Here is a 20,338-nt window from a genome sequence, read left to right on the forward strand (position 1 = left end):
ATATGGATTACGGTTTAGATAAAAAATCAAATACTTTAAAAACATTTAATACCATATTTATTATTTCTTGGCTGTTAGTTGCGTGCTTTCCATTCATCTGGACTTTTTGGGGATCATTTAAAGTAAGAGCAGACTTTTTCTCAAGGTCAGACTGGTGGTATGCTGTTTCAGCTTTCAATACCTTAATTGAAACTGGAGCAAAATTTACAACAAATGCTTATCATGAGGCATGGTTTGAGGGAGAATTTTGGAAAGCTTCCAAAAATACCATTATCGTTACTGTGTTTGTGGTTAGTATTTCTTTATTTTTAGGAACTTTAGGAGCTTACGCCCTTTCTAGATCAACTGAGAAATATGCATTTTGGATTTTGATGGCAGCTTTAATCTTTAGAGCTATGCCACATATAACTTTAGTATCCGGTTATCTATTTCCATTTTTTGAATTACAAATATGGGGAATACTGCCAACAACTATTGTCGTTTTGGTAGCTATTAATCAACCATTTACTTTATGGTTACTGTATTCATTCTTTAAAACAATTCCAAAAGAACTTGATGAAAGTGCGTTGATTGATGGATGTTCATATTTTCAAGCATTTAGACATATTATAATGCCAGTGATGTGGCCTGGAGTTATTACTGCTGGATTATTTAGTTTAATGCTTGCTTACAATGATTTCACAGTAACGGCTTTACTTCTAAATCAAGAAAATCATACGATGGTTCCTAAGATACAAAGTTATTTAGGGACTAACCAACATGAGGGTAATCTAATGTGGGCAGTTTCAGCAGTAGTTTCTGCAACGGCACCATTGTTTATGTTGGTAATGTTCTTCCAAAGACAAGTTATCAGTGGTTTAACTACTGGAGCTGTAAAAGGTTGAAGAAATATTACAAAGGTTTGCTATTCGGTTCCATTGGAACACTTGTTGAAACATCTGAAATTCAGAGAAAATCCTTTAATGAAGCTTTTAAAAAAAAACAATTGGATTGGTATTGGACTAAAAAGGAATATATCAAACTACTAAACAAATCAGGAGGTAGCGATAGAATATCAGAATATGCAAAATCAAAAGGCATTAAAGTTAATGCGAAGCAATTAAGAGATTTAAAAACTAAACTGTTCAACAATTACTTAAAGAAAAATCATTTAAAATTAAGACCAGGTGTTAAAAATTTAATTAGACTTTGTAATAAAGAAAAAATAAAATTAGCTTTTGTAACCTCTACCTCAAAAAATAATATTAATTCTATTCTTTTCTCATTAAGAAAATCAATTAGTCAAAAAAATTTAAGTTTTATTGGAAATTCAGAGTTGGTAAAAAATTTAAAACCAAATCCAGATATATATCTCCTTGCATTAAAAAAACTTAATTTAAAACCTAAGGACTGTTTAGCTATTGAAGACTCTCAAGAAAGTTTAAATTCTGCTGTTAATGCAAAAATTAAATGTATAATTTTTCCAGGAAAGTTTCATTTAAATAAAAAATTTAAGAACGCTTTTAAAAAATTAGAGAAATTAAATAAAAATATTATTCTGAAATAAAATCATTTACCAGATTATTAAATCTATCTGGTTCTTCTAAATGAACATTGTGACTGCAATTTTCAAATATTTCTAGTCGACTATTCTTAATATTTTTATTTAACGTATCGACCTGTTCAAAATTATAGGAGATATCTTTATCACCCCATATAATTAGAGTGTCATTTTTAATATTTTTTAAATTATCAATACCTCTCCAATTTTTCATTGCGAGTAAAGCATTGTCAGCAGTTTCTAATGAAACATTTTTAACTGCATTAGCACATAAATAATAATTTTTATCTTTATCTCCTTTAACAAACCATTTAGGAGGAACTCTTGAAAATGACATTTCAGTACCTTCTCGCTTAAGTTTTTCTCTTGTTTGATCCATAGTTTCAAATCTACCTGGAATATCTCCAATAGATCCTGTTGCAAAACAGATTAATTTATTAACTCTATCACCAATTAATTTTGTTATTTCTTGAACAATCATTCCACCCATTGAATGTCCAATCAAATTAAATTTATCAATTTTTTTCTCATCTAAAATTTGAATTATTTTTAAAGCCATCGCATTAATAGAATTTAATGATTGTGCATTATGACTTTCACCAAAACCAGGTAGAGCTGGAGCTATAACTCTAAAATTTTTTGAAAAGTAATCTTTTTGAAAGCACCACATCTCTGAAGAACCCAGATATCCATGGACTAAAACAAATGGAAAGCCTTCTCCTTTATCATCTACAAAAATATTACTCATAAAAGCTTAATTATCATTTCCTTTAAAATAAACAAAACTAAAAAACTCATAAAAGCTACGATGAAAATATTTATTACCTGCCATATTTTTTTGTCATTGGCATACTTGGATAAATAATTTGATAAATATCCCAAAGTAAAGAAAAACAAAAATGAAGCAAAAGACGCTCCTATCCCAAAAGCCAATTTTTGGTTTAACAAGTAATTCTTAGAGAAATTTCCAAGAATAAAAACTGTATCAGAGTAAACATGTGGATTTAAATATGTGAACCCTAAAGTTTTTAAGAAAATATTTATCTTTGATATTGCATTAATATTACTTTGAAAATTAACTTCTTTATAATGAGTTTTTATTTTTGAATATATAAAATGAATTAAAAAAACCACCAAAACAAGATTGAAAATAAATTCTACTAATGAATTAAAAAATTGGTTAAAAAAGTGAAATAAAAAAATTCCAACAAAAATTAATATCAAATCTGAAACAGAGCAAACTAAACAAACTAGAAATACATGCTGTTTTTTTAAACCTTGTTCAATTACGAAAATATTTTGAGCACCAATTGCTAAAATTAAACTTAGGCCAGTAAAAAAACCTAACAGTGCGTATTCCATTGATTTTGCTTAAACTCTTTTTCTACCTTGAACAACTCTATCAAGAATAAGAGCTACAAATAATATCGCAACACCCGCTAAAATACCTTGTCCTACATTAGCGTATTGAAGTGCCTCGAGTACATCTTGGCCTAATCCTTTAGCGCCAATTAATGAAGCTACAACTACCATCGCTAAACTTAACATTACTGTTTGGTTAACTCCTGCTAATATAGAAGGAGTTGCTAATGGTAAATCTACTTTTCTAAGCAAATACCATTTAGAAGCACCATAAGCGATTGCAGCCTCTCTAATTGTTTCAGGCACTCCTCTTAAACCAAGAACAGTTAATCTAACCACAGGTGTTCCACCAAATATCATTGTAATAATAACTGCAGCAACCTTTCCTGTTCCAAAAAATGCTATAACAGGAATCATAAATACGAAAGCAGGCATTGTTTGCATAAAATCCATAATTGGTCTGATCATTGAATAAAATCTTTGACGCCTTGCACAAAAAATTCCAAGTGGAATACCAATTACAATACTTAATACAGCTGCTGTTCCTAAAAGAGCTAGTGTTGTCATAGCTTTAACCCAGAAACCTAAAAATCCCATGTAACATAAAAATCCTGCTGAATATATTGCGGCTCTAGGTCCTGCCGCTAATCCAGTTAAGGTTACAATGGTTGTAATAATTACTATCCAAGGAGTTTTTACAAAAAGTAACTCTAAGAAATCTAGTACTGATCTAATACCTATGGTTATGGCTGTAAATAAAGCATCTCCTTTTAGTACTGCATAATCGAAGATCGTTTCTACCCATTTTATTGATGTTAACCTAATATCTGGATGGGTTGGAAAGTCATCCATTAATGTAATGACACCAGGAAAACTATAATGCACTACAGAAAAAAACATAATAACTGCAGCAAACATTGTGCTGGAAACAAAGTTCTTCACTTGCATTCCAGGTTTTAGAGTTTTGTCTGATAACCATTCTGAATATCTTTTTTCTAATATTGAGTTTGCTAGTATTCCTTGAACAATTTTAATTACTATTAATAATCCAATACCAAAAATTGTAATCCAAATAGCTGAAGCTTCAATTCTTGCTACTTCATCTATGTAGCCTTGCATAGCATCTTCTAGTGATTTGATATTTCTTTTATATACATCAACTTTATCTGGATTATTTGTTATAGCTGCTTCTAACTGTTTATTTCTAAAAGCGATTGTTGACTCAACTTGTTTGATTTTTTCTACAGCTTCTTTAGTAATATTACCAAACAAACCTCTTATTATTTGAACAACAGAAAAAGTTTCAATAATTAAAAAGGCCAAAGCCCAATTCCAAATATTTCTCATTCCAAACCAAATTGGTCCTAGAATTCCAGCATACAAATTAAATGAAAATGAAAATGAAGGTTTGCTACCAATTTTTTGAAATTCTTTAATATAATATTCAGGATTAGATTTTACAAAATCTGTAATTAATTCAGACCTAGAAGGATTATGTATTTGTTTATTCTCCATCCCCACCCTCAACGACTGCTTTTAAAAGATCTGATTGTGTTAAAACACCTACTTTATTTTTATTGTTGTCTAGAACAATTAGTGGCCCATCGTTAGATTTTGACAATTCAATAAGCTTACTTAATAATTCATTTTCTCCAACACTTTGCGTACTTTCATTTAATTTTCCATTAGCATTCTCATAACTCTCAATAGATTGCATAATTGTTTTTGCTTGAACAACTTTAAGTCTTGAAATTCCTTTTACAAAGTCAGCAACATACTCATCTGCAGGACTTACAACTATTTCTTCAGGTGTACCTATTTGGATTACTTTTCCATCTCTCATAATTGCAATTCTGTGTCCTACTCTTACTGCTTCATCTAAATCATGAGTAATAAATACTGTGGTTTTTTTCATTTGTTTTGAAAGTTTGATGAATTCAGCTTGAAGCTGTCTTCTAATCAGTGGATCTAATGCACTAAAAGGCTCGTCCATTAATAGAAACTCAGGATCAGCTGCTAGTGCTCTTGCAAGACCTACCCTTTGTTGCATTCCTCCAGATAGTTCGTGAGCAAACTTATTGCCCCAACCTTGTAATTCTACAATTTCTAAAATTTTATTTGCAGCATCTAATCTGTCATTTTTGCTTACACCTCTTATCTCAAGCGGCATTGCAATATTATCTACAACTGATCTATGAGGCATAAGCGCAAAGTTTTGAAAAACCATCCCTATTTTTTTATTTCTTAATTCTTGAAGGTTTTCTCTATCTAAGGCCATTACATCCTGACCATTAATTAAAATTTTTCCTGATGTTGGTTCTAAAAGTCTATTAATATGTCTTACTAATGTAGACTTTCCACTTCCAGAAAGCCCCATAACACAGAATATTTCACCTTGTTTAACATCAAACGAAACATCTGAAACTCCAATAACTGAGTTGTAATTTTCTAAAGCTTCTGTTTTTGAAATTTTTTTATTTTGGATTGCATCTAATGCTTCTTTAGAAGTATTTCCAAATACTTTCCAAACATTTTGAATTTGTATTGCTGAACCCGATGAATCCATTTTTGTCTTTTATTATAGGAAAATATACTCGGCAATCTTAAATTGCCGAGTATAGATTTTGATTTAGATTATAGTCCTAACCAACCGTCTACAGTTGATTTATTTGCTTCCATCCAAGCTCTTGCGACATCAGCTGGATCTTTTTTCTCAACTGAAACTGAATAAGCCATTGCAGAAACATCATCAGCTGTTAATTGAAAATTCTTAAAGAATTCTACAATTGCTGGTGATTGACTCTCTAAAGAAGTAGCCCAACCGATTTGGATTTGCTTAAGAGCATCTTTTGATGCAACATAAGATTTCTTGTACCAGTCAGCATCTGCTTTGGGTTGAATCATTTTATATTTTGCAGGATCATATTTTGGTTCTGTTAACATCACTACGTCAGCCATTCCCCAAATTGCATGAGGTTTGTAACAATAGAATGCATAACCTTCACCTTTTTTGATTGAGTCTAGTACTCTTGCATTTTTCACTGCTTCAGCAGCTCTAACTGCTTCGATACCAGCATCATATAAACCATAGTCTCTTAATTTAACTTGGTTAACATTTGCAGAAGCCCAACCATCAGCACCAATCCAAAACTCACCTTTACCATTTCCATCGCTGTCCATTGCTTTAACAACTTCTGGTCTTGCTAAGTCTTCAATTGCTGTAATATTCATTTTTTTTGCAAACTGTTGAGAAACACAGTAACCTTGGTTTCCTTCATATGGTTTGCTACTTAATTTTAAAGTTCCTTTTGGAACTAAATCATTAGTGTAAGCTTCTTGGTTTGGTAACCAGATATCAGGGTGAACATCGATTTCACCTTTTCCTCTATCAATCGCTGCATAAATTGCAGTATTGTTTCCAGGAACTAGTTCTGCTTCCCCACCCATTTTGTCTATAACTACTGCAGCAAGTAAATTTGCAATTGCAGTTGCACCTGTCCAACCTGGATCTCCAATTTTAACTTTTTCTGCGTTTGCAGAGAAAATTGATAAAATTGAAATTAATCCAGCTACAAGTGTAGATTTGATTATTTTCATTATCTCTCCTTAATTATTTATAAATAAAGTCTAACGCGAATTGAGATAATGTGTCAAAGAAAATAAAGATATAAAAGATAAGTATAATTATTAAATATAATTTATTCTGGATTAGACGTTAGTGTCTTTATTTCTAAAATATTTTCGTTTGGATCTTTTACAAAGAATGTTTCTTGTTCATACTTAGTACCTTTAAATCTTAAATATGGCTCATCGTAATATTTAGTACCACTATCTTTTAATCTTTGTTTTAAAGCATCAAAATCTTTTCTAGATAAATGAACACCAAAATGGGGTACTGACACATTCCCCATATCAACATCATGTCTTTCATTGTCTAACTTATGAGCACTTTTATGAAGTGTTAATTCATTACCCCAAAAGTCAACATCGGCCCACTCTTGGGCAGAATTATCTAGTCTACATCCTAATGTTTCGCTGTAAAATTTTTTTGCGACCTCTAGATCGCCACAAGGTATAGCTAAATGAAAACAGTTAGTATTCTTATACATATATAATCTCTTTTAATTGCTTAATTAATAACTATATAAAGCATGTAATTTTTATAATCAACCGCGACAAAATTTAAAATGAGTGATTTTTTACAATCGATAATTGATAGAGACCCTGCAGCAAAGTCAAAACTAAGTTTAGTTCTTACTTATCCAGGTGTTAAGGCAGTTTTCTTTCATAGACTAGCAAACTTTTTTAGTACTGCAAAATTTCATTTGATTGCAAGAATCATTTCTCAATTTTCAAGATTCTTAACTGGAATTGAAATTCATCCTAATGCAAAAATTGGAAAAAATTTATTTATAGATCATGGTATGGGAGTTGTAATTGGTGAGACTTCAGATATTGGTGATAATGTTACTATCTACCATATGGTTACACTGGGTGGAATTGCACCAAGTATAAATTCAAATGATCAAAGAAACATGAAGAGACATCCAACAATTAAAGATGAAGTAGTAATTGGATCAGGGGCACAAGTGTTAGGTCCTGTAACTGTTGGACGATGTGCAAAAATTGGAGCAAACGCTGTAATTACAAAAGATGTTCCTGAAAATGCAGTAATGGTTGGAATTCCTGCTAAGAATGTTGGAATAGCTGACAGTGAATTTAAACCTTACGGGATTACTCCTGATAGTGATAAAAAATCAGATAATGAATAATACACAAAACGATTTTATTTCTGGAATTGGAAATACTCCTCTCATTAAACTTAGAGCTGCATCAGAGATTACTGGTTGCAATATTTATGGTAAGGCAGAATTTTTAAATCCAGGTGGATCAGTAAAAGATAGAGCTGCACTTGCATTAATAAAAGATGCACAAGAAAAAAAATTAATCTCTAAAGGAGGAACTGTTGTTGAAGGTACAGCTGGTAATACTGGAATTGGATTAGGTCTTTTAGGAAATTCTTTAGGTTACAAAACGATTATTGTAATGAACGACAATCAAACTCAGGAAAAAAAAGATTTACTTAGAAACCTTGGCGCTGAGTTAAGATTAGTTGAACCAAAGCCTTATAAAGATGACAATAACTTTGTAAAAGTTGCTGCAAGACTTGCTGATGAATTAAGACCCTCAAATAACAATGGAGTTATTTGGGCTAATCAATTTGATAATACTGCAAATGCAAAAGGTCATTATGAGGGAACAGGTCAGGAGATCTGGGAACAGACAGATGGTAAAGTAGATGGTTTTGTGTGTTCGTCTGGAACTGGGGGCACCATTTCGGGTGTAAGTAACGCTTTAAAAGAAAAGAATAAAGATATCAAAATTTACCTTTCAGATCCTAAAGGTTCTGCTCTTTATAATTATATAAAGAATGGAGAGCTAAAATCTGAAGGAGGATCTATAACAGAAGGAATTGGTTCAAGTAGAGTTACAGCTAACTTTGGTGAGGCCAAAATTGATGATGCCTACTCTATTGATGATCATGAAGCTCTACCTATTCTTTATGATCTTATTCAAAATGAAGGATTAAGTTTAGGAACTAGTTGTGGAATAAATATTGCAGGAGCTATTAGAATGGGAAAAGAATTAGGACCTGGTAAAACTATAGTAACCATTCTTTGTGATAGAAGCGATAAATATGCAACCAAAATGTTCAATAAAAAATTCTTAGAAGAAAAAGGTCTACCAATACCTAGTTGGTTTTAGATATAAATCTTATCTGCTAATCCGTAACAAAGTATTGCACTTAACAAAGTTAAAATACCCGGTGCAATAATTCCTTCATTAGATGTTTGTGGAGTATGGCCTAATTTATTTATTTTAATTGTATAAATTCCTACACAAAAAGCTGAAAGGTTTTGTAAAAATACTAAATTAAAAAAAGCCCATGTTCCTTGAAGTCCGTCAGGTCTAATAAAGCCAACCCATATAGCCATCGCAACAGCTCCAATAAATAATGATCCGAAAAATCTTGTCATTCCAGCACCTGTATCGTCAATACCAAATTTATCTAAAAATTTCTTCGTAGCAAAAACTGTTTGATAAGCGTATGTGGCAAAAATTATAAAGTGAACTAAAAATACAACTAAATAAAATATTCCATTAAATTTTTCGATCATTTAAAATGTTATCAAAAATTTAAATTGAATTAAATAGCTAAAAACAGAGACTCCACATGATGGATTATCTCTGTTAGACTTTAATTATTAAATTAAGCAACAGGAGAAAAAATGTCTAAATTTTATATTATTGGAAAGATCAGTCGTGATCTTGCAAAAAGAATGCAAAGTGATCCTAATGCAGACAGAGGAGCGGCGATCAAAGCTATTTGTGATACTGTTGGAGTAAAATTTCATAGTTATGAGTGGGTTCGAGGAAGATTTGATGTCATCAATGTTATTGAAGGAGATTATGAAAGTGTTCTTGGAATGAAAGTTGCAATTATGAATGCAGGTTTAATGGAAGATATTATGATTCATGAAGTGTTTGATTATAATAAAACTTTCAACAAAGCTGCAGATGCTGGAAAAAAATTTAAAAAACCAGGTGAATAAAAGAAAGGTATAAATGTCTATCTTAGAAAAATATAGTGTGGCACTAAAAAATAAAGATGAAGCAGCGATGAATGAGCTTTTGCATGATGACTTTAAATTTACTATGCATAAATCTGGAAATGTTTTAACAAAAGGTGATGTTATCAAATGGGCCATGAGTGGTGACATCAATCAAGATAAGGTTAGAATTGTTTACGAGAATGATGAAGTTGGAATTCATCATGCTTTTGTTACCTTTAACGATGGAAATGTTGAGGCTGTAATGGCAGTTTATAAATATGACAATGGAAAAATTGTTAGTTTAGAAACTGGTGCTACTCCAATGCCTAAATAATTATATATATTTAGCGGGATTTCATTTAATATTATTGAATGAGTCTCGCTACTTCATACTTGTTCCTAGGTGTTGCTGTATTCCTAGGAGTTACTTCAAATAGTTTTGCTAAGAGTGCTGAAGGATTTACACTTCTTGTTCCAAGTATAATTACAGCAATTACAATTGTTTTGTGTATGTATGCACTTTCATTAGTGATGAAAAATATTCCAATGGGTATCACTTATGCTTCATTCGCAGGATTAACAATTATTGCAACAGTTATAGTTGGTGTAATTAAATATAACCAAGTTCCCAATCTTTATTCTATGATTGGATTAGCATTTATAATTATTGGAGTTTTAATGGTTAATTTGTTAGGAAATAAATAATATGAAACCTCTTTTAGGATATTTATTTTTAGCTAACGGTATAATTTTTGGTATCGCATCAAATAGTTTTGCTAAAATTTCTGAGGGATTCACAAAACTAACTCCTTCAGTTTTATGTATTTTATTTATGTGTATTACAATGTTTTCAATTGCAAAAGCTATGTCTACACTTCCAGTTGGATTTGCCTACTCAACTTATAGTGGCTTAACAGTAACAGGGGTTGTTCTTTTTGCTGTATTAAAATTTAATCAAGTACCTAATATTTATGGAACTATAGGAATTATTTTAATTATTATTGGTGTAATAATGGTCAATTATCTTGGACGACTGAACTGATACTTTTTTAATATCTCAGGAAGCTGATGGCTTCCGTCTTCATTTAATGGCAACTCATATTCATTCACAACAGTGGTAGTATCTAAAGGTGAATATAAATGGGGATACATATCTCCATTAGATGCCTGCTCCCATAATAAATGTTCAAGCTTAAAAGCATTTACTCTTAATAAAACTAGGTTTTCTTTATTTGGGAAATGTTTTTTTAAGGTTTCCTCAACCTGATCTTCTTCTGAGAAATGAATATAGCCATCTTTAATATCTTTTTCAGATCCACCATAAGTCCCAGATTGTTTAGCTTTTTGCCATTCTTCTTTATCTATTACTTTAAAAATAAATTCTAAATTCATTTTACCAGGAAGAGTTTGGGCCTTTTAAAAATTCTAGCTCTTCTTCGGTAGATTCTCTTCCTAAAATTTCATTTCTATGTGGATATCTATGAAACTGCCTTATAGCTTTGGTGTGATCTTGCCAAAATTTTTTTATTTCGTTGTAACCTTCGTGTTCTCTTAAGTATTTATTTAATAAGTAATAAGCCATTTCATGATCACTAATTTCCTCACTATGAATTAAAGGTAACAACATAAAAAATCTTTGATTTACATTCATGGCTTCTAAATAACCTGAATAAACTGCATCGTTTACAATCAATCTAGTTTTTTGATCTTGTGCAAAAGCCTTTTTATCGTTTCTAAACATGTTTCTAGAAAACTGATCAAACAAAATAACTAGTGCTAGACAGCTCATAGGATTATCTTGCCAATCATCATACTCATTTTGACATGCTAATTCATAATCTTTTAAAAAATTATCTTTAATTTTTTGATCAAACTTTTCGTCTTTTTTGAAACGCATTTCAGAGGGAGTTTCTTTAAACCAGAAATCTAGAATTGATTGTGCTCGTTCTGGTATCATTCAGCTAGGGGCTTTAATAATTTTAATATTTTTTTATGATTTGCTTTATTATTTGAGACAATAATATTTCCTCCTACCACAGGATTTCTATTACCCCACGTAGTTACTATGGCCCCACTTGCTCTCACTATTGGCATTATTGGATGAATGTCCCAAATCTTGTTTGCACACTGTGCAACCATTTCCAATCTACCTTCAGCTAGTTGACAATATGTTAAAGCATCAAAACACGGAAATTGCATTCGATTTATAAATTTTTGGATCTTAGATTGTTGTTTTAATGTTAATTGATTGTGAAATGCAGCAGCTAATTTTGAATTTGCAAAATTTAATTTAGAATTTACCTTTAGTTTTCTTTTTTTGTTATTTTCAAAAACATATGCGGTGTTTTTATTTACATTTAAATAATATTTTTTCATTTTAGGGAAATTTGCTAATCCTAAAATTGGCTCCCCATTATAATTTAATGAAATCAAATTACTCCAACTAGGATTGCCAACAACATATGATCTAGTTCCATCAATTGGGTCTATTACCCATGAAAATTCACTTTTAGTATTTTTATGACCGTATTCCTCACCTATGATTTGATGATCTGGAAATCTTTTAGAAATTTTGGACCTTATAAACTTTTCAAAAGCTTTGTCAGATGTAGTTACTGGATCGTAACCTTTGCCTTTCATTTTATTGGTTATCTTGAATGGCTTATCTAACTTAGCATAATAAAATTTTGTTAAATCTTTTGCTAACTGGTTTAAAAAACTTGAAAATACTGGATATTTTTTTGTATCAAAATTATTCACAAAGAACTCTTACTATTTAATTTATATTGATTAAAGTTAAATTTTAAATAATGCTCAAGTATTATTTATGAAAATTGAGCTTCACGAAAATAAAGTTTACTTCAATAATGGTACTGAGAAAAAAGAAATACATCCTTTTTGGTTAAGAGAAAGAGTGGATGGTGAAGAATTTGTTGATCAAGGAACTCAACAAAGACTTTTTGACCCAACTAGTTTGAGCAACGATATAATTATTAATAATGCCTCTATTCATGAAGAATTTTTAGAAGTTAACTTTAATGATGGAATTAGTTCTAAGCTTAATCTTAATAAAATTGCTTTAGAATTCGCAAAAGAAGATACAGTCATAAAATCTATAGAAAAAACTAAATGGGATTCTAGTCTAAGTAATATCAAAAATTTTGAATACCAAGAGAATTTTTATGAAAGTAAAGAAATGCATGACTTGCTCGTTTCTTTTTATAAGTTTGGATTTGTTGTAATTAAAAATATACCAACAACTAAAAATTATATTGTTGAGTTTGCAAACTCAATTGGCAGTGTAAGGCGTACTAACTTTGGAGAATATTTTGATGTTAAATCAAAACCTGATCCTAATGATCTTGCATATACTTCTTTAGCTCTTGCACCGCACACAGATAATCCATATCGAAACCCAGTTCCATGCATCCAACTTTTACATTGCATAGAGAGTAAAGTTTCAGGAGGATATTCTACATTGGTTGATGGATATACTGTTACTGAAGATTTAAAGAAAAGTTATCCTGATTATTATAAAATCTTAACAGAAGTAAAAGTAAGATTTAAATTTATTGATAAAGAGGTAATTTTAGAATCTTTGTGTCCTTTGATTGAATTAGATGAGCATAAAAATTTTAAACAAGTAAGATTTAGTCCAAGATTAGATTTTGTTCCAATCTTAGATAAAGAAGAATTAGATTTATACTATCAAGCAAGAAAAAAACTATCTGAGATGTACAATTCAGATAAATATAGAATAGAATTTAAACTTGCTCCAAAAGATTTAATGATGATGGATAATCACAGGTTGCTCCATGGACGAACAGTTTATGATGCTAATGAAGGTAAAAGATTTCTACAAGGTTGTTATATAGACTATGATAGTACCGAAGGAAAATTAAGACACTTAAAAAGAAAGTTTAATCTATAGAAATATTTTCTATTTGAGCTTCAGCATCTCTAATAGATTTTTCATAATCTAAAGCCATTTGATCAGCGCTTATAACTTCAACTTTTTCAATTCCAAAAAAGTTTAAAATAAATTTTAACCAAGGCGTTAAAAAATCCTCAGAGCTATTTAGTTTTGTTCCACCAGAAGTAATTACAAGATATGCTTTTTTATTTTTTAATAACCCTTCTCTTCTACCATTGGGTTTAAATTTAAAGGTTTCCCCTATTCTTGCAGCTAAATCTGACCAAGCTTTAAGAGTTGCGGGTGGTCCGTAATTATATATTGGAGCTGAAATTATTATAATATCACTCTCTTTTAATTCTTTTACAAGCTTGTCAGAAAGTTCAAACATTTTCTTATGTTCTTCAGTTTGATCCTTCTCATCAATTTTCATTCCAGACTCTGTCAGACCGCTTACAAAAAGCATTTCATCATCTAAATCTCTATAAATTACTTCATCCTCTGGTTTTTTGATTTTTTCTAAAAGTTTTTTTGCTAATGCCCTCGAAGTTGAGCCTTTTTTTCTAGCACTTGAATCTATTTGATAAATTTTCATAAAACACACTAACCAAAATTTTGCATAAAAGGAAAGATTTTAATTATATAAAAACCAACTGCTTGCAATTGATTAGTTAAAATCAAAATTCCAGTTATTAATAAAGTTATTCCACCTATTTTTGATATTAAATTAATATTCTTCTTAAAGTTTTTAGAAAATAATAAAAATCTTTGAATTAAATATCCTGATAAAACAAATGGTATAGCCAAACCTAAAGAATAAAAAATTAACATTATGACTGCTTTTGATAATGTTTCTTCGATAGATGCTAAAGCTAAAATTGATCCTAAAATTGGACCAATACATGGTGTCCAACCGAAACCAAAAGCAACACCAATTACATATGGAAAAAGAATATTTCTTGATTCTTTTGCATCAAATCTTTTTTCAAAGTTTAAATACGAAATATTAATAATTCCAATTAATTGAAGAGAAAAAATTACAATTATAATTCCAGCTAAAATTCTTAATATTTCTGAATTTTGTAAAAGTGCTTGTCCTAAAAAAGATGCAGATGCTCCTAAGATAACAAATACAGTTGAAAACCCTAGACAAAATAAAATCAATGGGAAAATATTTGTTTGTTTTTTATTTAAAATTTCTTGTAGTGACTGACCTGAGATATAAGAAATGTATCCAGGGATTAAGGGTAAAACACAAGGAGATAAAAAACTTATTAACCCTGCCCCAAAAGCAATTAAATATTCAATCATCTATCCAGTGTTTTTCATTGCTGCAGAAATTCCTGCAATAGATGTCATTAAAGCATCGTCTAAAAATTTCTTATCTAAATTTTTATATTTTTTGTTTGTTAATTTATTCATTATATTTGCCTGAAGAATGTTTAGCATCTCAGTATAGTTGTTTCTGATAAATAAAGCTTTTCTAAACTCTTTTCTCTCTTTTATAACTTCTTTTGGAGTAATTTTATTGTGCAATTTGACCAATGCATCAAATTGAAACCTCAATCTTTTTCCAATTCTTATTAAAGATTGATCAGCCAAATTATTTTCATAAATCACTGATATTTCAGGATCAACCTTTGAAATCACCATGTCCAAAATATCCATTGTTGATACAAAATAAGGCCAGTTCCTCTCCATGTCTGTCATTGTTTTTTTAAATTTTTTTATTGATCCATATCTCAAAGCCTCGGTTGTACCGAGCCATGCAGGAAGCATTAATCTAATTTGTGTCCAAGCAAATACCCAAGGAATAGCTCTTAAACTTTGAATATTATCAACATTTTTTCTTTTGGTAGGTCTTGAACCAATTGCGAGTTTTCCAAGAGATTTATGCGGAGTAACAGTTTTAAAATATCTAATAAAATCTTCGCTTTGATTTAAATACTTCCGGTAAGCAGATGTAGAAATCTCAGACATTTTCTGAATAAGCTCTCGCCAATTTGGTTTAGATCTAGGAGGTGGATTTAAAGTAGCCTCCATCACTGCACCAATATAACTACATAGGTTGTATTCAGCTAAAGGTTTATATCCATATTTTTGCTGTATCACCTCTCCTTGATCAGTAATTCTAATTTTTCCATTTACTGTTCCAGATGGTTGAGATTTAAGAGTTGCCTGAATTGGTCCTCCTCCTCTTCCTGGAGATCCTCCTCTTCCATGGAAAAAAACAAGATCTATTTTATATTTTTTAGCTAAATTTCTAAGTTCCTCTTGAAGTTTGTATTGATGCCAACTTGCAGATAGTTTTCCTGCATCTTTACTAGAATCTGAATATCCAATCATTACTTCTTGTTTTGAGTTGATCATTTTTCTGTACCAAGGAAGTTTAAATAAATTTTGCATAACACCTTTGGCATTCTTTAAATCATCTAAAGTTTCAAAAAGTGGTACTACTCTTAACAAATTCTTTGTTTCAGCCTGTAATTGCAATAAATAAACAGATAAAATATCAGATGCTTTTGAAGTCATTGAAATTACATACGCACCCATACATTGTTCTGGCTCTTTAGATATTTGTTTAAATGTTTTCCAAACTTCTAAATTCTCTTTGTCTCTTAAATTAATTTTATTAACAAAAGATTTTTTTTGTTTTATTGATTTATTAAGTAATTCAATTTTCTTTTCTTCAGGTAATTGTGAATAATTTATTTTATTTTTCTTTTTAAATATTTCATTTAAAAGTTTTTCATGTCTATCAGACTCCTGCCTGATATCTAATCTTGCTAAATTTATTCCAAAACATCTAACTCTTCTTATCAAATCCAACAAATCTGCATTTGCAATATGTTGCCCTTTGTTCATGTTTAAGGAAGTTCTAACTTCTCTTAATGGATTTATAATTTCATACTTATCTTTTAGTAATTTATTTTGATCTAATGGTTTATTATAATTTATATGTGCCTCAATTAACTGATGTGTTCTTCTTACTTTGTCTCTTAAAGGTCTTAAATAAACTCTATAAGGTTCAAAACTATTTCCAGTAACTTTTTTAATTTTATTAGAACATTCTTCCATTGATAAATCTTGAATTAATTTTGTAAGTTCTCTTTCGTATAACTTTGCAGCTTGCCATCTTGAAAACAAAATTACTTTTTTTGTTACTTCAGATGTAACATTTGGATTTCCATCTCTATCTCCACCCATCCATGAACCAAATTGAATTGGATTAAAGTTTCTAGGAAGATCTTTATTTAAATTTTTTCTGAAAATATCATTCAATCTTTTATAAACTCTTGGAATTGTGTCCCATAAACTATCCTCTATTACAGCCAAACCCCATCTAGCTTCATCTAGTGGTGATGGTTTGGTTCTTTTTAATTCATCAGTTTTCCAAATAATGGCTATCTCAGAATACAGTTTTCGATCTATTTCAATAATCTTTGCGGGGTATTTTTTATAAAGATGACGTTGCTCCATCAAAGTAGTTAAATTTGCATATTTTTGAATTAGTGTTCTTCTTTTTACTTCTGTTGGATGTGCTGTGAGAACTATTCCAATATCAAGTTTTGTTGCCTGATCATAAATTTTTTTGTCAGAAATTTTTCTATTTTTAAATAGGTTGTTAATTATATCCTCAATAAATAGATTTTGTTTTTTGCTCTTAAAATATGGATTATCGTATTCATTAAGTTTTCTAGAAGCATCTAACGACTCTGCTAAATTCATTAAATTTAAAATATGTGAAAAAGCTCGAGTGACCTTAAAAGTAATTTCAGGTGAAAGCTTTCTGATATCTTTTGAAATTTTGGAAAATACTTTTCTTTTATTTTTATCTAATAAGGTATTTTTAGATAATAATCTTAATCGCTCAACTATATTGAAAAATTTTATGCCTTCTTGATCTTTGATTACTCTTCCAAGAAAAGTTCCTAATAATCTTATATCTTCTCTTAAAAGCTTAGTGGGTATTCGTTCATAGTAAAGATCTCTCTGCTTCATTACTTAAAATAAATTTTTTTTGCAAAACTCCTTTTGTGTTTGTTTTTACACCAAAAAAGAATCCTGAATATCTAAATTTTCGCAAATCAGCCTTGTCCATTCCTTTTGTAGCTGTTGAAACGTACAGTTCTTGATTATTCTTACCACCAAACGCACAATTTGTAATATTTTTTGCTGGAAACTGAATTCTATGAATTAATTTTGCTCTACTATTAAATACTGAGACGCATGCCCCTCGAAAATGGGCAACCCATAAATTTTTATTTTTATCTACAGTCATTCCATCTGGAACTCCTTCTTCAGGAGTTAACTTTTTGAATATTTTTTTACTAATTATTTTATTATTTTTATTTATCTTAATTTTATAGATAGTTTTTTTAGGACTATCAGTGTGGTAAAAATTATATTGATCGATAAATGCTGGGCCATTTGTAATTCTATAATTTTTATCAACTTTAGTTAATTTAAGATTTTTATCTAATTTATACAAAGATCCTTTTTCAATTTTTCTCTCTAAATTATCCATGGTACCAAACCAAAGATTTCCAGCAGGATCTGTTTTACCATCGTTTATTCTATTCAATTTTAATTTAGGTTCTATAGGTATCGATTTTAAAACTTTTTTTGATTTTAAATTTTGAATTCTTATTTCACCTTGCAATCCTAAAATAAATATATGATCTCTTACATGAGCAACGAAGCCTATCTCTTTATTAACTTTAAATATTTTCTTTTTTTTATTTTTAATATTTAAAGAACAAATTTTCTTTTTTTTTATATCAACAAAATAAATTGAGTTGTGTTCTTTAACCCAAAGTGTTCCCTCACCTAAGGTACATCTTATTTTCCAAATTGGTTTAGGTTCTGTAGTTTTAATTTTATTCATTTACTTCAAACTCCTTAATAAAGTCCTCATTAGGATTTATACCAATACCTACATTGTCTGTCACTGATGCAAATCCATTATTGTTTTTAACTTGATCTAAAATTGAAAAATTTTCTTTTGGTAGATCTGTAATAAAGATATTTTTCTCTGTTGTATCAAATTCTAGCATAGATTTTGTTGGGAATAATCCCCCTGGCATATCTGGTTGTGCAGTCAATAAATGAAGATTTACCGCTATACTTACGGCAGATCCCCAAACATGATTAATTACAGGAACAAAGTTAGCCTGCGCCAAGGCTGCAACTTTCAAATATTCTGTAATACCTCCTAATCCACATACTTCTGGTTGAGCTATATCAATACAATTATTGTTAATTAATTTATTCCAACCATACTTTGTAAATTCTGCTTCACCTCCAGCAACACTGGTTGATATATTTTTTTTTAATTCTCGGTAACCGTTGTAATCTTCAGGAGCAACAGGTTCTTCAAACCAATAAACATCTAGTTCATCAAGTCCTTTTCCAACATAAAGAGCATCTTTCAGATTATAAGCATGGTTAGCATCCACCATTAATTTAAAATCTTTACCTATAGAATTTCTAACTGCTTGAACTAACTTCAAATCTTCTTTTGGACCTAATCCAACCTTCATTTTCATCGCTTTAAAGTTTTTTGATTTAATTTGTTTTGCTTCTTCTTCAAACAATGGAATTAGCTCATCAACTGATTTTTTTTGCAACATCATTCCATATCCATACACAGGAACTTCATTATTACATTTTCCACCAACAAGTTGATAAAGAGGAGAGTTTGTTTTTTTTCCTAAGATATCCCATAGAGCTATGTCAACTCCTGACAAAGCTTGTATTGGCATTCCTTTTTGACCACTATCTCTTAAAAGATTGTAAACTTTTTGCCAGATATGTTCTTTATTCAAAGGGTTTTCACCTATTATTAAAGGCTGAATTACCTTTTCAACAATGAACTTATTGGCTAAAGCAATATTACCTGGACCAAAACATTCGCCCCATCCAGTAATACCTTCGTCAGTTTGTACTTCAACCAAATGGGCTGTTCGGTGTTTATAATATTGTTGTGAATAACCTAGTTCTTTCTCTAACTCATATTTAAGTACATGACTTTTAATAGAAGTTATTTTCACAAAAGATTATAAAGCAACTACTTTAGAGTTTTGCTCTCCTAAATTTTCAATTGATAATCTCATTGTATCACCAGCTTTTAAGAATTGTTGTGGTTTCATTCCCATACCAACTCCTGGAGGTGTACCAGTTGTAATTATATCTCCTGGCTGTAATGACATGAATTTACTTAAATAAGATACAATAACGTTAACATTAAAGATCATAGTATTAGTGTTTCCAGTTTGCATTCTTTGACCATTAACATCTAAACTCATTTTTAAATTATTAATGTCAGCAATTTCATCTTTAGTTACTAAATAAGGTCCGATTGGTCCATACGTGTCATGAGATTTTCCTTTAACCCATTGACCCATTTTTTCTATTTGCCATTCTCTTTCACTAATATCGTTTACTAAACAATATCCTAAGATATGATCTTGTGACTGAGCTTCTGAAATATGTTTTGTATGTTTTCCAATTACAATTCCTAATTCTACTTCCCAGTCTAATTTTTTTGAACCAGACACAATTTCGATATCATCGTTAGGACCATTGATACAACTTGTTGCTTTCATAAAAGTAATTGGCTCAGATGGAACTTCTGCCCCTGTTTCGGCAGCGTGATCTGAAAAATTTAAACCTATTGCAATAAATTTTCCTGGTTTTGTAATACATGAACCAATTCTTTCACTTGATGATATCTCTGGAAGACTTGCTAAATCAGCACTTTGTAATTTTGAAATAGTTTCAAAATCTAAATGATCAGGATTTAAATCTGAAATATGTGAACTGATATCTCTAATTTTACCATCTTTGTCTAAAGCTGCTGGTTTTTCTTGTCCTTTTTGACCTACTCTTAATAATTTCATAATTGTC

At 30.2% G+C, this 20,338-nt stretch carries 25 protein-coding genes; 9 read left to right on the top strand and 16 right to left on the bottom strand.

Going from position 1 to position 20,338, the window contains the following annotated elements:
- Positions 1-2 precede the first annotated feature (2 nt).
- Positions 3-884 (top strand): carbohydrate ABC transporter permease, encoded by an 882-nt coding sequence (locus ACTTBN_RS00420; RefSeq protein ID WP_440680481.1) that lies wholly within the window; start codon positions 3-5, stop codon positions 882-884.
- Positions 881-1,546 (top strand): HAD-IA family hydrolase, encoded by a 666-nt coding sequence (locus tag ACTTBN_RS00425; RefSeq protein ID WP_440680482.1) that lies wholly within the window; start codon positions 881-883, stop codon positions 1,544-1,546. The genes ACTTBN_RS00420 and ACTTBN_RS00425 overlap by 4 nt, the downstream gene beginning before the upstream one ends.
- Here ACTTBN_RS00425 and ACTTBN_RS00430 read toward each other — a convergent pair.
- The 6 genes from ACTTBN_RS00430 to ACTTBN_RS00455 form a co-directional block, all read right to left on the bottom strand.
- A complete protein-coding gene (locus ACTTBN_RS00430; RefSeq protein ID WP_440680483.1) occupies positions 1,533-2,288 on the bottom strand; it encodes an alpha/beta fold hydrolase in 756 nt (251 codons plus the stop codon). The genes ACTTBN_RS00425 and ACTTBN_RS00430 overlap by 14 nt on opposite strands.
- Positions 2,285-2,902, bottom strand: coding sequence for a LysE/ArgO family amino acid transporter (locus tag ACTTBN_RS00435; RefSeq protein WP_440680484.1), 618 nt, complete (start codon positions 2,900-2,902; stop codon positions 2,285-2,287). Before ACTTBN_RS00435 ends, ACTTBN_RS00430 begins: the two co-directional genes overlap by 4 nt.
- Before the next feature lie 9 nt (positions 2,903-2,911).
- Positions 2,912-4,417 (bottom strand): ABC transporter permease, encoded by a 1,506-nt coding sequence (locus ACTTBN_RS00440; RefSeq protein ID WP_440680485.1) that lies wholly within the window; start codon positions 4,415-4,417, stop codon positions 2,912-2,914.
- Entirely contained in the window at positions 4,407-5,468 is a 1,062-nt protein-coding gene (locus tag ACTTBN_RS00445; protein ID WP_440680486.1) for a quaternary amine ABC transporter ATP-binding protein, read from the bottom strand. Before ACTTBN_RS00445 ends, ACTTBN_RS00440 begins: the two co-directional genes overlap by 11 nt.
- Before the next feature lie 68 nt (positions 5,469-5,536).
- Positions 5,537-6,499, bottom strand: coding sequence for a glycine betaine ABC transporter substrate-binding protein (locus tag ACTTBN_RS00450; protein ID WP_428079851.1), 963 nt, complete (start codon positions 6,497-6,499; stop codon positions 5,537-5,539).
- Positions 6,500-6,600: 101 nt separating this feature from the next.
- On the bottom strand, positions 6,601-7,011 hold the full coding sequence (locus ACTTBN_RS00455) for a VOC family protein (protein WP_440680487.1): 411 nt from the start codon (positions 7,009-7,011) through the stop codon (positions 6,601-6,603).
- A 78-nt stretch (positions 7,012-7,089) separates the two neighbouring features.
- On the opposite strand from ACTTBN_RS00455, the gene epsC reads away from it, so the two are divergent.
- Positions 7,090-7,674, top strand: a complete 585-nt coding sequence (gene epsC, locus ACTTBN_RS00460; RefSeq protein WP_440680488.1) for a serine O-acetyltransferase EpsC — start codon at positions 7,090-7,092, stop codon at positions 7,672-7,674.
- Positions 7,667-8,668, top strand: coding sequence for a cysteine synthase A (locus ACTTBN_RS00465; RefSeq protein WP_440614186.1), 1,002 nt, complete (start codon positions 7,667-7,669; stop codon positions 8,666-8,668). Before epsC ends, ACTTBN_RS00465 begins: the two co-directional genes overlap by 8 nt.
- Here the strand turns inward: ACTTBN_RS00465 and ACTTBN_RS00470 are convergent.
- On the bottom strand, positions 8,665-9,081 hold the full coding sequence (locus ACTTBN_RS00470; protein WP_440680489.1) for a hypothetical protein: 417 nt from the start codon (positions 9,079-9,081) through the stop codon (positions 8,665-8,667). The genes ACTTBN_RS00465 and ACTTBN_RS00470 overlap by 4 nt on opposite strands.
- A 111-nt stretch (positions 9,082-9,192) precedes the next feature.
- Here ACTTBN_RS00470 and ACTTBN_RS00475 point away from each other — a divergent pair, with 111 nt between their 5' ends.
- The 4 genes from ACTTBN_RS00475 to ACTTBN_RS00490 are packed head-to-tail and all read left to right on the top strand — an operon-like array spanning position 9,193 to position 10,558.
- A complete protein-coding gene (locus tag ACTTBN_RS00475; RefSeq protein ID WP_440680490.1) occupies positions 9,193-9,516 on the top strand; it encodes a GYD domain-containing protein in 324 nt (107 codons plus the stop codon).
- A gap of 13 nt (positions 9,517-9,529) precedes the next feature.
- Positions 9,530-9,850 carry a nuclear transport factor 2 family protein gene (locus ACTTBN_RS00480; protein WP_440680491.1) on the top strand — a complete coding sequence of 107 codons (321 nt, stop codon included), beginning with the start codon at positions 9,530-9,532 and terminating at the stop codon, positions 9,848-9,850.
- A gap of 38 nt (positions 9,851-9,888) precedes the next feature.
- Positions 9,889-10,221, top strand: a complete 333-nt coding sequence (locus ACTTBN_RS00485) for a DMT family transporter (RefSeq protein ID WP_440680492.1) — start codon at positions 9,889-9,891, stop codon at positions 10,219-10,221.
- A 1-nt stretch (position 10,222) separates the two neighbouring features.
- Positions 10,223-10,558 (top strand): DMT family transporter, encoded by a 336-nt coding sequence (locus ACTTBN_RS00490; protein ID WP_440680493.1) that lies wholly within the window; start codon positions 10,223-10,225, stop codon positions 10,556-10,558.
- On the opposite strand, the gene ACTTBN_RS00495 is transcribed toward ACTTBN_RS00490, so the two are convergent.
- Genes ACTTBN_RS00495 through ACTTBN_RS00505 form a run of 3 tightly spaced genes read right to left on the bottom strand, consistent with a single transcriptional unit; the run spans position 10,537 to position 12,276 of the window.
- Positions 10,537-10,908 carry a DUF952 domain-containing protein gene (locus ACTTBN_RS00495; RefSeq protein WP_440680494.1) on the bottom strand — a complete coding sequence of 124 codons (372 nt, stop codon included), beginning with the start codon at positions 10,906-10,908 and terminating at the stop codon, positions 10,537-10,539. The genes ACTTBN_RS00490 and ACTTBN_RS00495 overlap by 22 nt on opposite strands.
- Before the next feature lies 1 nt (position 10,909).
- On the bottom strand, positions 10,910-11,473 hold the full coding sequence (locus ACTTBN_RS00500) for a DUF924 family protein (protein ID WP_440680495.1): 564 nt from the start codon (positions 11,471-11,473) through the stop codon (positions 10,910-10,912).
- Positions 11,470-12,276: an inositol monophosphatase family protein gene (locus ACTTBN_RS00505; RefSeq protein ID WP_440680496.1), complete on the bottom strand. Its 807-nt coding sequence runs from the start codon at positions 12,274-12,276 to the stop codon at positions 11,470-11,472. The genes ACTTBN_RS00500 and ACTTBN_RS00505 overlap by 4 nt, the downstream gene beginning before the upstream one ends.
- Before the next feature lie 67 nt (positions 12,277-12,343).
- Here ACTTBN_RS00505 and ACTTBN_RS00510 point away from each other — a divergent pair, with 67 nt between their 5' ends.
- A complete protein-coding gene (locus tag ACTTBN_RS00510; protein ID WP_440680497.1) occupies positions 12,344-13,447 on the top strand; it encodes a TauD/TfdA family dioxygenase in 1,104 nt (367 codons plus the stop codon).
- Here the strand turns inward: ACTTBN_RS00510 and ACTTBN_RS00515 are convergent.
- Genes ACTTBN_RS00515 through ACTTBN_RS00540 form a run of 6 tightly spaced genes read right to left on the bottom strand, consistent with a single transcriptional unit; the run spans position 13,437 to position 20,331 of the window.
- Positions 13,437-14,024, bottom strand: a complete 588-nt coding sequence (locus ACTTBN_RS00515) for an FMN-dependent NADH-azoreductase (protein ID WP_075505866.1) — start codon at positions 14,022-14,024, stop codon at positions 13,437-13,439. The genes ACTTBN_RS00510 and ACTTBN_RS00515 overlap by 11 nt on opposite strands.
- Positions 14,025-14,032: 8 nt before the next feature.
- Positions 14,033-14,740: a cytochrome c biogenesis CcdA family protein gene (locus ACTTBN_RS00520; RefSeq protein ID WP_440618235.1), complete on the bottom strand. Its 708-nt coding sequence runs from the start codon at positions 14,738-14,740 to the stop codon at positions 14,033-14,035.
- Positions 14,741-17,431, bottom strand: coding sequence for a phosphoenolpyruvate carboxylase (gene ppc / locus ACTTBN_RS00525; protein WP_440680498.1), 2,691 nt, complete (start codon positions 17,429-17,431; stop codon positions 14,741-14,743).
- Positions 17,406-18,317: an SMP-30/gluconolactonase/LRE family protein gene (locus ACTTBN_RS00530; RefSeq protein ID WP_440680499.1), complete on the bottom strand. Its 912-nt coding sequence runs from the start codon at positions 18,315-18,317 to the stop codon at positions 17,406-17,408. The genes ppc and ACTTBN_RS00530 overlap by 26 nt, the downstream gene beginning before the upstream one ends.
- Complete coding sequence (locus tag ACTTBN_RS00535) at positions 18,310-19,482, bottom strand: mandelate racemase/muconate lactonizing enzyme family protein (protein WP_440680500.1); 1,173 nt, start codon at positions 19,480-19,482, stop codon at positions 18,310-18,312. Before ACTTBN_RS00535 ends, ACTTBN_RS00530 begins: the two co-directional genes overlap by 8 nt.
- A gap of 6 nt (positions 19,483-19,488) precedes the next feature.
- On the bottom strand, positions 19,489-20,331 hold the full coding sequence (locus tag ACTTBN_RS00540; protein WP_428079833.1) for a fumarylacetoacetate hydrolase family protein: 843 nt from the start codon (positions 20,329-20,331) through the stop codon (positions 19,489-19,491).
- Positions 20,332-20,338: the final 7 nt, after the last annotated feature.

This window comes from Candidatus Pelagibacter sp. HIMB1623 (assembly GCF_052047695.1).
Lineage (GTDB): Bacteria > Pseudomonadota > Alphaproteobacteria > Pelagibacterales > Pelagibacteraceae > Pelagibacter.